Source organism: Permianibacter aggregans (genome assembly GCF_009756665.1).
Classification (GTDB): domain Bacteria; phylum Pseudomonadota; class Gammaproteobacteria; order Enterobacterales; family Permianibacteraceae; genus Permianibacter; species Permianibacter aggregans.
In genome coordinates this window covers 3,495,963-3,509,475 of the sequence record NZ_CP037953.1, presented here as the reverse complement: position 1 = coordinate 3,509,475, position 13,513 = coordinate 3,495,963, and the positions used below count along the sequence as shown (strand labels likewise).

13 protein-coding genes are annotated in these 13,513 nt (G+C 55.1%); 7 read left to right on the top strand and 6 right to left on the bottom strand.

What is annotated here, in order from left to right:
• The first annotated feature begins 89 nt into the window (after positions 1 to 89).
• Positions 90 to 1,298 (top strand): MFS transporter, encoded by a 1,209-nt coding sequence (locus E2H98_RS15840; protein ID WP_133590582.1) that lies wholly within the window; start codon positions 90 to 92, stop codon positions 1,296 to 1,298.
• A gap of 48 nt (positions 1,299 to 1,346) precedes the next feature.
• On the opposite strand, the gene E2H98_RS15835 is transcribed toward E2H98_RS15840, so the two are convergent.
• A complete protein-coding gene (locus E2H98_RS15835; RefSeq protein WP_133590580.1) occupies positions 1,347 to 1,952 on the bottom strand; it encodes a peroxiredoxin in 606 nt (201 codons plus the stop codon).
• Positions 1,953 to 2,238: 286 nt separating this feature from the next.
• Here E2H98_RS15835 and E2H98_RS15830 point away from each other — a divergent pair, with 286 nt between their 5' ends.
• Both E2H98_RS15830 and bfr read left to right on the top strand, forming a co-directional pair.
• Positions 2,239 to 2,427, top strand: coding sequence for a (2Fe-2S)-binding protein (locus tag E2H98_RS15830; protein ID WP_133590578.1), 189 nt, complete (start codon positions 2,239 to 2,241; stop codon positions 2,425 to 2,427).
• Between the two features lie 124 nt (positions 2,428 to 2,551).
• Positions 2,552 to 3,031: a bacterioferritin gene (gene bfr, locus E2H98_RS15825; protein WP_133590576.1), complete on the top strand. Its 480-nt coding sequence runs from the start codon at positions 2,552 to 2,554 to the stop codon at positions 3,029 to 3,031.
• A gap of 149 nt (positions 3,032 to 3,180) precedes the next feature.
• On the opposite strand, the gene E2H98_RS15820 is transcribed toward bfr, so the two are convergent.
• From E2H98_RS15820 to grxD, 4 genes are read right to left on the bottom strand one after another with little or no spacing between them, the layout of a single operon-like run.
• Positions 3,181 to 3,582, bottom strand: coding sequence for a thiol-disulfide oxidoreductase DCC family protein (locus tag E2H98_RS15820; RefSeq protein ID WP_133590574.1), 402 nt, complete (start codon positions 3,580 to 3,582; stop codon positions 3,181 to 3,183).
• Positions 3,579 to 4,103 (bottom strand): DUF4166 domain-containing protein, encoded by a 525-nt coding sequence (locus E2H98_RS15815; protein ID WP_133590572.1) that lies wholly within the window; start codon positions 4,101 to 4,103, stop codon positions 3,579 to 3,581. The genes E2H98_RS15820 and E2H98_RS15815 overlap by 4 nt, the downstream gene beginning before the upstream one ends.
• Positions 4,100 to 5,224 carry a saccharopine dehydrogenase family protein gene (locus tag E2H98_RS15810; protein ID WP_157591415.1) on the bottom strand — a complete coding sequence of 375 codons (1,125 nt, stop codon included), beginning with the start codon at positions 5,222 to 5,224 and terminating at the stop codon, positions 4,100 to 4,102. The genes E2H98_RS15815 and E2H98_RS15810 overlap by 4 nt, the downstream gene beginning before the upstream one ends.
• 60 nt (positions 5,225 to 5,284) lie before the next feature.
• Positions 5,285 to 5,611: a Grx4 family monothiol glutaredoxin gene (grxD, locus tag E2H98_RS15805; RefSeq protein ID WP_133590568.1), complete on the bottom strand. Its 327-nt coding sequence runs from the start codon at positions 5,609 to 5,611 to the stop codon at positions 5,285 to 5,287.
• A gap of 197 nt (positions 5,612 to 5,808) precedes the next feature.
• Between grxD and E2H98_RS15800 the strand changes: the two genes are divergently transcribed.
• The 3 genes from E2H98_RS15800 to E2H98_RS15790 all read left to right on the top strand — a co-directional run bounded on the left by E2H98_RS15800 (position 5,809) and on the right by E2H98_RS15790 (position 7,858).
• Entirely contained in the window at positions 5,809 to 6,387 is a 579-nt protein-coding gene (locus E2H98_RS15800; protein WP_133590566.1) for a superoxide dismutase, read from the top strand.
• Positions 6,388 to 6,502: 115 nt separating this feature from the next.
• On the top strand, positions 6,503 to 7,354 hold the full coding sequence (locus E2H98_RS15795; protein WP_133590564.1) for an HDOD domain-containing protein: 852 nt from the start codon (positions 6,503 to 6,505) through the stop codon (positions 7,352 to 7,354).
• A 54-nt stretch (positions 7,355 to 7,408) separates the two neighbouring features.
• Positions 7,409 to 7,858: a response regulator gene (locus E2H98_RS15790; protein WP_133590562.1), complete on the top strand. Its 450-nt coding sequence runs from the start codon at positions 7,409 to 7,411 to the stop codon at positions 7,856 to 7,858.
• A 171-nt stretch (positions 7,859 to 8,029) separates the two neighbouring features.
• On the opposite strand, the gene E2H98_RS15785 is transcribed toward E2H98_RS15790, so the two are convergent.
• A complete protein-coding gene (locus E2H98_RS15785; protein ID WP_133590560.1) occupies positions 8,030 to 10,117 on the bottom strand; it encodes a putative bifunctional diguanylate cyclase/phosphodiesterase in 2,088 nt (695 codons plus the stop codon).
• 541 nt (positions 10,118 to 10,658) lie between these two features.
• Here E2H98_RS15785 and E2H98_RS15780 point away from each other — a divergent pair.
• Positions 10,659 to 13,466 (top strand): ribonucleoside-diphosphate reductase subunit alpha, encoded by a 2,808-nt coding sequence (locus E2H98_RS15780; protein ID WP_408634850.1) that lies wholly within the window; start codon positions 10,659 to 10,661, stop codon positions 13,464 to 13,466.
• The last annotated feature ends 47 nt before the right edge of the window (positions 13,467 to 13,513 follow it).

The window sequence follows — 13,513 nt, the reverse complement described above, 5'->3', positions numbered from 1 at the left end:
CCGGCAGTGAGAAAGGCGTCAGATCGTAATGCGAATTGTTCTCGTTTACAATATAATTTTGTGACGGTCGTCTTACAGGAAGAAATTTTGTGACGAAAAACGCTGGTTTGCTGGCTCGATTGACGTTCATCACGGCCAGCCTCGGTGCCGGGCAAACGGTGCTGCTGAGCTTGGTGCCGGTGCTGCTGGAACACACAGGCCTGAACACCGCCGAACTTGGCAGCCTGATGGCGCTCGGCACCCTGAGCCTGATGCTGGCGGCACCGCTCTGGGGCTGGTTCAGCGACCGCTATGGTCGCCGTTCGGTGTTACGCACCGGTCTGCTCGGCTATTTGCTGGCGCAGACCGGCTTTGTCCTGGTGCTGTTGGCACTGGCTGATAGCTGGCTGAATCTCAATGTCGGCCTGATGCTGCTGGCGCTGATGCGGCTGGCCTATGGTCTGCTGGCGGCCGGAGTCTATCCGGCCTGCCAGGCTTGGGCCTGCGATACCAGCATTGGGGGGCAGCCGCTGAAAGCGCTGGCGACGATCAGTTCCGGCAGCCATCTGGGTCGCAGCCTGGGGCCACTACTGGTATTGCCATTGCTGCCATTGGCGGTACTGGCGCCGCTGCTGTGGCTACTGCTATTGCCGCTACTGTCATTGCTGCTGATTTGGCGAGCGCCGGAACCGGCAATCGTGACCCCGACGCCCTCACCTGCCGCTGACGCCTCATCGGTCCCGTTACGGCCATTGTTGCTGGCGTTTTCTCTGACCGCCGCCATCGGCCAATTGCAGTTTCTGCTCGGCCCGTTGCTCGGCGAGCGTTTTGCGCTGTCGGCCGAACAGGCATCAGCGGCCAGCGCCAGCCTGCTGGTGCTGGTCAGCATCGTGACGATACTGACCCAGGTTTTCATCGTCCGGCGCCTTTCCGAACTGAACCTCGCATTGCGCTTTGGCGCCTTGCTGTTCGCTGCCGGCATGGTCTGGCTGGCCTGGTCAGCACAGGCCATCAGCTTCGGCCTGGCGCTGGTCGCATTGGCCATCGGCGCCGCACTGCTGGTGCCGGCCTACAGCAGTCAGGTCGACGCCGGTGCTGAGACGAGCCAGCGCGGCAAGCGTTTCGGTCAGCTGTCGCTGGCGCATACCGCTGGCTATACGCTCGGCTTCGCCGTCGCTGGCTGGTGGTATCAGCGATGGCCGGAAGCACCGCTGGCGGCGGCGATTGCCGCGGCATTTTTGGCGCTGCTGCTGGCGGCATTCAGGCCGGCGAAAAACGCGTCGCACTCCACCATCAACCGGGAACAAGCCGATAACTGAAAAATAAAAAAGGCTGCCATTCGGCAGCCTTCCTGATGCGAACAACGATTACAGTTGTTCGGCTTCTTCGGCCAGATATTTGGCGACGCCTTCCGGCGATGCCGACATACCTTTTTTGCCTTTTTGCCAACCAGCCGGGCAAACTTCGCCGTGCTTCTCGGTGAACTGCAGCGCATCAACCATGCGCAGCATTTCGTCGATATTGCGGCCCAGCGGCAGATCGTTGACGACCTGATGACGGACGACGCCTTCACGGTCAATCAGAAATGAGCCGCGCAGCGCGACGCCAGCGTCCGGATGCTCGACATCGAAAGCACGGCAAACGTCGTGCTTGACGTCAGCAACCAGTGTGTAACCGACCTGGCCGATGCCACCCTTGTCGACCGGCGTGTTGCGCCAGGCGTTGTGCGTGAACTGGCTGTCAATCGAGACGCCGATGACCTCAACACCGCGCGACGTGAATTCTTCCAGGCGGTGATCAAAGGCAATCAGCTCGGACGGGCAAACAAACGTGAAATCCAGCGGATAAAAGAACACCACTGTGTATTTGCCTTTGGTCGCTGCTTTGAAATTGAAGTTATCGACGATTTCGCCTTTGCCGGTGACGGCTGCGGTCGTGAAATCTGGAGCCGGACGGCCTACGAGTACACCCATGATGATCTCCTTTTGCAGATGGAAAAACTGAAACAGGATATCGTGCTGGTGCTGAAAACCAGTCCGGGAAGAACCAGTCGAAGCCACCACACGACATCAGGAAGGCCAACATTATAGGCGCCTCTGGTACCACTTATCCAAGTAAACAACTCAACTTTTCGGCATGTCAGGTAGCGGGCCTTGATATCGCTCAAATCTCGTACTGGCGCACCGCTGAATCTTATTGACAATCATTCTTATTTACATATACTTTCTCTTGTCATCTACCAACTGAGTCGCTGCCCCTATGTATGTTTGTCTGTGCAAAGGTGTCACCTGCCGCCAAATCAAAGAAGTGGTCGGCAAGAGCGTCTATTCCATGAAAGATCTGGCTCAGCAGTTGGGCGTTGCCACCCAGTGTGGCCGCTGCGGCCAAGACGCGCGCGACCTGCTGAAGTCCACGCTGACGCTGAATACGCCATATAAAGCAGCCTGAGCCAGAATCCGAAACAATACGGATTCTCATTTAGATTCAATCACTTAGCGCCTTTTTTCCTTGTCCGGTCGCAGCGCCGGTACTAAACTTGCGTGCATGATCCCCATCAAAAGGAGCCTGCACGATGAAAGGCGACAAGAAAGTCCTCGAATACCTGAACAAAGCCCTTGCCAACGAACTGATTGCCATCAACCAGTACTTCCTGCATGCCCGAATGTACAAGGATTGGGGCTTCAAGGAACTCGGCGAACACGAATACCACGAATCGATCGACGAGATGAAACACGCCGACAAACTGATCGAGCGTATCCTGTTCCTCGAAGGCGTGCCGAACCTGCAGGATCTCGGCAAGCTGTTGATTGGCGAAGACGTCAAAGAAATGCTCGAATGTGATCTGAAACTGGAAATGAAAGCCATTCCTCTGTTGAAAGAAGCCATTCTCCACTGCGAAAAAGTGCATGATTTCGTCAGCCGCGACGTGCTGAAAGACATCCTGCACAGCGAAGAAGAGCATGTCGATTGGCTGGAAACCCAACTGAACCTGATCGACAAAATGGGCCTGCAGAACTACCTGCAATCAGCCAGTGGTGAAATCGGTAGCTAAGCCACGGTGCTCCCTCCTCACCGAGGAGGGAGTTGGAGGGAGGTGAAACCTGGTAGCGCAACGCCTTTCATTAAACGTTTATCTACTCCCCCCTAATCCCCTTCTTTGAAAGGAGAGGGAATTAACAACTACTTGAAGCAAGAATTGCTTTAATGCAAAAATCGCCCGCGATGTTGTGCTTCTGGCAGCGCGCCACTTTCGGTGCGACCAAACCAGCGATAGCGCCGTCTGGCAACAAACAAATAAATCGGGTCGCGAATCACAGACGGTATCACCCGGCCCAATAGCGCCACTTTCTTCCAGCCACCGAGCAGTGTCAGCACCCGGATAATGGCATCGGTATGAGTTCGAATGCGCTGGCCTTCTTTGAATAACATTGACTGCGGATCGAGCGCATCAATACCGGCTTTTTCCAGCAAATTTTTTCCGGTTTCCGAATTCACCGCAGCAAAATGAAATTGCTTATCGTGATCGTGGCGCAGAATAAAACGCACCCAGGCATTGCAGAGCACGCAATGGGCGTCGAAGACAACGATGTTTTCAACATTCATTGCAAATATCCCCGGTAATGCACCAAACGGCCAATGCCTTTGATCGCCGCCGATACATCAAAATGAAACACACCATCTTGCTGATATTCTCGCGCCGAAATACGCGGAAATAGCCATGCAGGTACCGGTACACCCGCAACGTGCATCGCCAGTAAGCGGAGTTGCAAACCGGAAGCATCGGCATCAATGGCAAAATAAAAACGGACAAAGCGCAAACGTTCAACCAACATTGTCTGTTGTTGCCACTGCCAGGAAGTCATCGGTTTACCGGCAAAAAGTCGATCCCAGGTCTCGACGCCGTTTCGCACAGAAAAATGCACACTAACCGGCAAATTTTCACCTGCACGCGGCAAACCGGCCAAGCGCGCAAAAATCGCCGCAATGCGATTTTCCGCGCCCTCTATCTGACAAACGCCTTGCACCAGACGTTCACCCTCTATCAGGCTGTGCATCTGCTGGACAGCCAACGGCAGCTGATGAAATTGCTCACCTAAAACGCGTTGATACAAGGACTGCTTCATCGCTGATACTCATAACAATCAAAACGAATATTCAAATCGGCGACTTCCTCGTAAAACTCCGCCAGCGTAAAACGGCCTAGGCAAGCGCCGGCGCCAGATTCCATTTGATTTTCGGTAAGTAGCTTTCTGCACAGAACTACCGCCGGTATGGCAGGAATATTCGGGCCATCGCCGCCAGCGGCGACGAGTTCCCAACACCATATTATGGGCTTGCCATCGTTATCCGAACCGCTCAGTGTCACTTGCATACCGCCGACATCGGAGCCAAAGCGCTGAAACCAGCGACTGATTCGTGTCAGAACTGGAGCGTAAACTTGCCAGTTTTTCACTACACGAAAGCGCGTCAGCCACGACATCAACCACAGCCCCCAATGCAGCAACGGCAGCTCCAAACCAGCGCGAAAAACCACGGTTTGCATGCCGGGATAACGTGACGGAAACAGCGATAGATCAGGGATATCGCAGTATGAAACCCAGCGCGAGGTCATGCCGGAACGCCAGCGTTTTTTCACCGCCCCCTGCCAGCCAAACACCGACCGCCAGCGGCCCTCTCGCCATTGCGAAAAGGCTTGGCCGACATAGCTCAGAATCGCCGCAACAGTCGCTTCACCGCGGTCGGTTTGATTGCCGGGCGCGATGCAATAGTCGACTTCAGCAAGTGCGGAAAACTTTGGTGTGAGCGTATCCAGCACCACCGATGACAAGGCTGGAACGGTACTGACGCCGGTCAACAGACAAACCTTGGCCTGTTTTGCCTGCGCATCAAGCACAGAAAAACCATCGACATAATCGCGCGCATCGGCCAAGTCCAGATAATGCACCTGATGCTGAATGCACAAACGCGGGTAATCGTATTGCGCAGCTTGAAATGGGCCGACGGTATTGATGCAAACCTTCGGCGCGTACTGAAGCAGTAATTGCTGAAACGAAACCGGATTCAGCGCTACTGCGTGTGGCAGTAACGTCGCTTTTGCCGCACTCGCGATGGTTTCAATCCAGGCACGGGCTTTACTCTCGTCGCGACCGACTACGACAATCGTCAGCGCGGCATCATGTGCCAAGCGTTCGACAATATGGCGGCCAAACTGGCCATATCCGCCCAGTACCACAACGGTTTGCATCAACGCCTCCATTCAGCCATAAAAAAAGCCGCAAACGCGGCTTTTTTCCCTTCACAGCACTTACTGTGCGGTCTCACCACCAGCCGACTCCAGCAATGGCTTCAGTTCGCCTTTGGCAAACATTTCGGTGACGATATCGCAGCCGCCAATCAATTCGCCTTTGACCCACAGTTGCGGAAACGTTGGCCAATTGGCGTATTTTGGCAACTCGGCGCGGATATCCGGGTTGGCAATGACATCAACGAACGCGAAGGGCACGCCGCATTGCAGAACCGCCTCGGCAGTGCGCGCGGAAAAGCCGCACATTGGCAGCTTCGGAGAACCTTTCATGTACAGCACGATCGAGTTGTCAGCGATCTGCTTTTTGATTTTTTCTACGGTATCCACGGTAAAAACCTCGTCTTGGATAAGGGATTGGTGTCGATCTTACTCGTATATACGCTGTGAAACCAAGGTCAAGCCGAATCGTTCTAACCGCCGCTCTGCAGTTGGTACGGCTTTGCGCTATCATATTGCCCTTGCATTTTTTATTTTCCCTTACGAAATCAAGGGATTATCTTTCAACAATGACGAGGAACAAGATTATGGCTTTCGAACTTCCTGCTCTGCCCTATCCCCGCAATGCGCTTGCTCCGCATATCTCCGAAGAAACCTTGAACTTCCATTACGGCAAACACCACCAGGCCTATGTCGATAATTTGAACAAACTGGTTCCTGGTACCGATTTTGAAGGCAAATCGCTGGAAGACATCATGAAAAAGGCCAGCGGTGGCGTGTACAACAATGCCGCCCAGGTGTGGAACCACACGTTCTATTGGAATTCGCTGTCACCAAACGGTGGTGGTGAGCCAAAAGGCGCGCTCGCCGATGCCATCAACAAAGCCTTCGGTTCGTTTGCCGCGTTCAAGGAAAAATTCAGCGCTTCCGCCGTCGGCAACTTCGGTTCCGGCTGGACCTGGCTGGTGAAAAAGTCTGACGGCAGTGTTGACATCGTCAACACCGGCGCCGCCGGCAACCCGTTGCTCGACGGTCACAAACCGCTGCTGACCTGCGATGTCTGGGAACACGCCTACTACATCGATTACCGCAATGCCCGCCCGAAATACGTCGAGGCATTCTGGAATCTGGTCAACTGGGATTTCGCTTCGAAAAACTTCGGTTAATCGCCAAGTTTTCACCCGAAACGGCCACCAACGTGTGGCCGTTTTTTATTTCGCGCAAAAATCGTGAACACCGATTTGGCTACACTGAGTACATGTTGCTTTTGTCCGATAAATCATGAGCATCACCGCGCTGTTCGCCCGCCTGCATGACGACATCAATTTCGACCGGCTGAAAATGCCGGCACTGCCCGATGTCGCCTTGCGCGTGCAACAGGTCATGCAATCACCCGATTGCGATTTGGCGAGCCTGGCTCGACTGATCCAACTCGACCCCGGCTTGAGCGCCTACCTGCTGCAAATCGTCAACAGCCCGCTCTATCGCGGCGCCCGCAAGGTCGACCAACTGGCGACAGCATTGGCCCGGATGGGCCTGTCCGCTACCCGCAACTACGTTTACAGCTACGCGATGATGGCGCTGTACGAACCGCAATCACCGGTGCTGAAACCGCTGCTGAAAAAGCAGTGGCAGTTCTCGACCCGGTTGGCGGCGCTATCGAGTGTGTTGGCTCCGCACTTCCCGCCGCTGAATACCGATCAAGCAACCTTGGCCGGCTTGATGCAGGACATCGGCATGCTGCCGCTGTTGGCGAAAATCGTTGAATACCCACAACTATTGACGCAAAAAGATCTGCTGTTGGAAACTCTGGAACGTTTCGCCGGCCAAGTTGGCGCCAGTCTGCTGGAACGCTGGAATTTTGATGAATCGCTGGTCGAAACCGCCCGTGCCCGCGGCGACTGGCAGCGCGATCATCACGGCCCGGCCGACTACGCCGACATTGTCACCATTGCCCGCTTCCACGCTCTGCTCGGCACACCCCAAGCGCAACGATTACCGGGCTTGGCGCAGATACCGGCGTTCAAGAAATTGCCGGCCTCACTGAAAAGCCCGTCGTTCTCAATGGAGCTGTTAACCGAGGCGAAAGCGCAGGTGCAGGAAATTCAGCGCGGACTCGCTGGTTCAAGTTGAAAACCAGCATTCATGAGTCTAGGCTTTTCAAATATGGCCAGGCGAAGGAAGGCAATGGATGTGGAAATTCTGCTGGTAGAAGACGATCCGAACGATCTGGATCTGACCTTGCGAGCTTTGCGCAGGAAAAACGTTGCCCAGCGTATCGAAATCGCCCGCGACGGCGTCGAGGCCCTGGACTTTATTTTCTGCCAGGGCGAACACCAGCAACGCTCGATCGAGCAGCAACCGAAACTGATCATGCTCGACCTGAAACTGCCTCGGGTTGATGGCATCCAGGTACTGAAGAAAATCAAGGAAGATAGCCGTACTCAATCCATTCCGGTGGTCGTGCTGACCTCCTCTGCCGAGGAGCGGGATATTCGCAGCACCTATGAACTCGGCGTCAACAGCTTCGTAACCAAACCGGTCGATTTCCAAGCCTTCACCGACACCATCTCGCAATTGGCCGGTTATTGGCTGCAGGTCAATCAGGCGCCTCGGGCTTCGTGGATTGCCAGTTAAACTTCTCACGCGAAATTTTTTCTTTAAAAAATGCCCGGATAAATCCAGACCTACAAAAGCCACCTAACCTGCGGCAATCTCTCGTTGTAGGTGTGAATTTATTCGCACACATTTCTCGTTGGAACGATGTCCGAATGAACTCGGATCTACATAACAGGCTGGATTTGCGCCTTAACCGGTATTGGCTTGTTGCTGAAAACGCTGGATAAACGGCTCGATATCGGCGGCGGGCAATGGTCGACTGTAATAATAGCCCTGCAGCATGTCGCACTGGCTGGCCATCAGGAATTGCTCCTGCGATTGCTCCTCGACGCCTTCGGCGATGACATGCAAGCCCAAACCATGCGCCATCGCAATAATCGCTTTGGTCAGCGAGGCATCGCCTTGATCGGTGCAGATATCGCGAATAAACGAGCGGTCGATTTTCAGTACCCGGAACGGAAAACGCTTTAAGTAGGAAAGCGCGGAAAAGCCGGTACCAAAATCATCCACAGACAGGCTGACGCCCATCTCATGAATACGCAGCAGTTGTTCTGAATTGCTGGCGGTTTCGTTCAGAATCAGGCGCTCGGTGATTTCCAGCTCCAGCGATTCCGGGGCGAAACCGGTTTCATCGAGCACCTCGCGCAGCAGTGGCAGCAAGCCCTCGCCCTGGAACTGCCGGGCCGAGACGTTGACGGCCAAACGCAGCGGTAAGCCGTAATGCCGTTGCCATTGCGCCACTTGGCGTGTCGCTTCCCGCAGCACCCATTCACCAATCGGCACAATCAGCCCGGTTTCCTCGGCTATCGGAATGAACCGGTCCGGCGGCACAAAACCAAGCTCTTTATTGTTCCAACGCAGCAGTGCTTCGACCGCGACCATTTGACCACTGGCCGCATCCATCACCGGCTGATAGGCCAAGTGAAATTCATGCTGACTCAAGGCCCGGCGCAACTGGGTTTCAATGCCCAAACGCTGCGACACCTGCTGATTCATTTCCTTGGTGAAAAAGCTGTAGCTGTTGCGGCCGATGTCCTTGCTGCGATACATCGCCGCGTCGGCATTCTGCAGCAGCGCCTGGGTGTTTTCGCCATCGTCCGGGAATACCGTGATGCCCAAACTTGCGGTCACAAACAACTCGCGGCCCTGGATATAAAAAGGCTGTTGCAAGGCTTTCAGAATGCGCTGAGCAACCAGGTGCGCGCTGTTTGGCGAATCCAGATCCGGCATGACGATCAAAAATTCATCGCCGCCAAAGCGGGCCAAGGTCGTGTTCTCGCGCAAACAGGAACCCAGCCGGGTTGCCGCCTCGACCAGCAGCGCGTCACCGGCAAAATGACCGAGCGTGTCGTTAACGTTTTTGAAGTTATCCAAATCCAGGAAAAACAGCGCCGCTTTGTGCTGGTTGCGGCGGGCATCGGCCAGCGCCACCGAAATGCGGTCAAATGCCAGCAAGCGGTTCGGCAATTTGGTCAGCTCGTCGTAGCTGGCCTGACGCATCAGTTTTTGCTCGTATTCCTTGCGCACGCTGATGTCTTCGGCCATCACCAGATAATGTTCGATGATGCTTTCTTCAGTGCGCATCGGCGATAGCGTTACATACAGCCAGATGGCGCTGCCATCATGGGTGCGGGTATGCACCTCGCCGCGCCAATGGCCGCCAACGTCAAGCGCACGCTGGATCTGCTGGGTACGATGGGTCGGTGAGTTCTTGCTCAGCAAATCATAGAAAGAATGGTTCAACACGTTTTCGCGTTCTTCATTGAGCATTTGCGCGAACGCGGCATTGATGTATTCGATGCGGCCGCTGCGGTCGAGAATCACCACGCCGCCGGGGCTTTGCTCCACGGCCTGACTTAATTTGCGGACTTTTACTTCGGCCTGCTTTTTGTCGCGCAGCAGCTCGGCGTCACGTATCGCCCGTTCGACGGCGGGCACCAGCCGGGCCATATCGTCTTTTTTGACGAAGTCTTCAGCGCCGGCGCGCATCATCGTCACCGCTTCTTCGGTATTCAAATGGCCAGAAACGACAATAAAGGGGGTAGATACCGCCAACTGATCGACAATACGCAACGCCGCCTCGGCGCCAAAACCGGGCAGATTGACATCAGAAAGAATGACATCCCAGGTGGCATCCAACAGCGCTGCTCGGAATTGTTCAGCCGAATCGACCCGGCTCACCTCGGCCTCAAGCCCGCCTCGGCGCAGCGCAATGGCCAGCAAATCGGCGTCGTCCTGTGAGTCTTCAACCAGCAAAAGCTGTAACGGCGGCTTCATGTCCACGGCAAGTTAAAAGTTGTGCTCTTACAGCATAGTCAAGCCTGGTCAAAAAGCTTTAAAACGCGTCCGTTAAAATTCCGACTGGCTGGCATTGGTGCCACGTTTTGCGGTCATAAATTGGTGCAAAAAAGCGCAGCGAAACGAAATGCGTTTTAACTTGTTCGCCGGTGCAAGCGATAATTTTTTATCCACAGCTTTTTCTCGCCGATTTCCCCCGCTTTTGCTCTTGCCCTGCCCGGTATTTCGTCTTACAGTGTCCCCCACGTTGAACAACCCAAGATATTGGGGTGTTCTATTGCGAAGGCCACCAATGATTGTGCTTGACAGCAAAACTGCCCAGCCCTGTCAAGGCCGCAAAACCACGTAATTTCTCGAATGAGTCAGGCTGCCGGAAACACGGTAAGTAAGTACTTCGGGCAATGTGGTTTTTGTCGTTTTTCCGCTCGCAATGCCCAATACATAACCGGCCGTAAGTGGAGGAGCCATGGAACAACAAGCCACCGACCTGAAATCCCGTACCCCGAGCATCAACCATCCTATGAGTACCGACACTGATTTATCCGCGACCGCCCCTGGTCAACTGCGCGTCATCAAGCGTAACGGCAAAGTCGTCGTTTTCGATGCCAGCAAAATTGAAGTGGCGATGACCAAGGCCTTCCTGGCTGTCGAAGGTGGCCAGGCCGCTGGCTCCAGCCGCGTCCATGAAACCGTGCGCCAGCTTTCCGACCTGGTGTTCACGACGCTGAATCGCCGCAACCCAACCGGCGGCACCGTGCATATAGAAGATATCCAGGACCAGGTCGAGCTGGCGCTGATGCGTCATGGCGAGCAAAAAGTCGCCCGCGCCTACGTGCTTTACCGCGAACAACGCGCCCAAGAACGTGCCGCCGCCGATAAAGCCGCCCGCGAAGCGGTTGGCCTCAATAGCCAAATCCGCGTCAAGGACAAGCACGGCAACCTGAACCCGATCGACATGGCCCGCCTCGACACGCTGGTCAAAGAAGCCTGCGAAGGCCTGAGCGATGTCGACGCCAACAGCATTCTGAAAGATGCGGTTCGTAACCTTTATGACGGCGTTGCCGAAAAAGACGTCTCGACCGCGCTGATCATGACCGCGCGTACGCAAATCGAGCGTGACCCGAACTACACCTACGTCACCGCCCGTTTGCTGATGGACGTTATCCGTTCCGAAGCCCTTTCCTTCCTCGGCATCGCCGAGAATGCTCAGCAACACGACATGGGTGAGTTGTACCCGCGCGCGCTGAAAGCCTTTCTGGAAATCGGTAGCGAGCACGAGCTCGTTTCCAGCGAACTGAAAACTTTCGATCTGGACCTGCTTGGCGCCGCCATCAAGCCAGAGCGCGATATGCAGTTCACTTATCTCGGCCTGCAAACACTGTACGACCGTTACTTCATTCACTACCACAACACCCGCTTTGAATTGCCGCAGGTGTTCTTCATGCGCGTGGCGATGGGCCTTGCCATTCGCGAGCCGCAAAAGAACGAGCGCGCGATTGAGTTCTACAACATGTTGTCGACCTTCGATTACATGAGCTCAACGCCAACGCTGTTCAACTCCGGCACGCTGCACTCACAGCTGTCGAGCTGCTACCTGACCACAGTGCCAGACGATCTCGGCGATATTTTCGACGCCATTCGCGACAACGCGCTGCTCTCGAAATTCGCCGGCGGTTTGGGTAACGACTGGACGCCAGTGCGCGGCCTGGGTGCCCACATCAAAGGCACCAACGGCAAATCGCAAGGCGTGGTGCCGTTCATGAAAGTGGCCAACGACACCGCCGTCGCCGTTAACCAGGGCGGCAAGCGTAAAGGCGCCGTTTGTGCATACCTGGAAACCTGGCACATCGACATCGAAGAATTCCTGGATCTGCGCAAGAACACCGGTGACGACCGTCGTCGTACCCACGACATGAACACCGCCAACTGGGTGCCGGATCTGTTCATGAAGCGCGTTACCGATGACCAGGAATGGACATTGTTCACACCGAACGAAGTGCCAGACCTGCACGACTTGTACGGCAAAGCATTCGAAGAGCGCTACGAGCATTACGAGCGCTTGGCTGCTGAAGGCAAAATCCGCGTCTTCAAGAAAATGGCTGCCAAAGATCTGTGGCGCAAAATGCTGTCGATGCTGTTCGAAACCGGCCATCCGTGGATCACGTTCAAAGACGTTTGCAACCTGCGCTCGCCGCAGCAGCACGTCGGCGTTGTACACAGCTCGAACCTGTGCACCGAGATCACGCTGAACACCAGCAAAGACGAAATCGCCGTTTGTAACTTGGGTTCGATTAACCTCGTTAACCACATCAAAGACGGCCAGCTCGACCTCGACAAACTGCAGAAGACCGTGCGCGCCGCCGTGCGCATGCTCGACAACGTTATCGACATCAACTTCTACCCGGTGCCGCAAGCACAGAACTCCAACATGAAGCACCGCCCGGTTGGTCTGGGCATCATGGGCTTCCAGGACGCGCTGTACCTGCTCGGCATTTCCTATGGTTCTGATGCCGCCGTTGAATTTGCCGACCGCTCGATGGAAGCCATCAGCTACTTCGCGATTTCTGCTTCGGCAGAACTCGCCGAAGAGCGTGGCAGCTACAGCACCTTCAACGGTTCGCTGTGGAGCAAAGGTGTACTGCCAATCGACTCGGTGAAAGCCATTGCCGAAAACCGTGGCGCGAAATACGTCGAAGTCGACATGAGCCAGACGATGGACTGGAACAGCTTGCGCGAGCGCGTGAAAAAAGGCATCCGCAACTCCAACATCATGGCCATCGCCCCGACCGCGACCATCGCCAACATCACTGGCGTGTCGCAATCGATTGAGCCGACTTACCAGAACCTGTACGTCAAATCGAACCTCTCGGGTGAGTTCACCGTGATCAACCCGTTCCTGGTCAACGAGCTGAAAAAGCGTGATCTGTGGGACAACGTCATGGTCAACGATCTGAAGTACTACGACGGTTCGGTACAAAAAATCGATCGCATTCCCGCCGACGTAAAAGCGATGTTCGCGACCGCGTTCGAAATGGATTGCAAATGGTTGGTCGAAGCCGGCAGCCGCCGTCAAAAGTGGATCGATCAAGCCCAAAGCTTGAACCTGTACATCAACCAGCCGAGCGGCAAAAAGCTGGATCTGGTTTACCGCATGGCCTGGTTCCGTGGCTTGAAGACCACCTACTACCTGCGCTCACTCGGCGCCACCAGCACCGAGAAATCCACCGTCAAGAGCGGTGCCTTGAACGCGGTAGCGGCCACCCCGGTAGCCGAACCAGAACCAAAACTGTGCAGCATCGAAAACCCGGATTGCGAAGCCTGCCAGTAAGCAACACGTTCCTGCTCTTCTAAGAGGAAGAGCGGGAAAACAATATT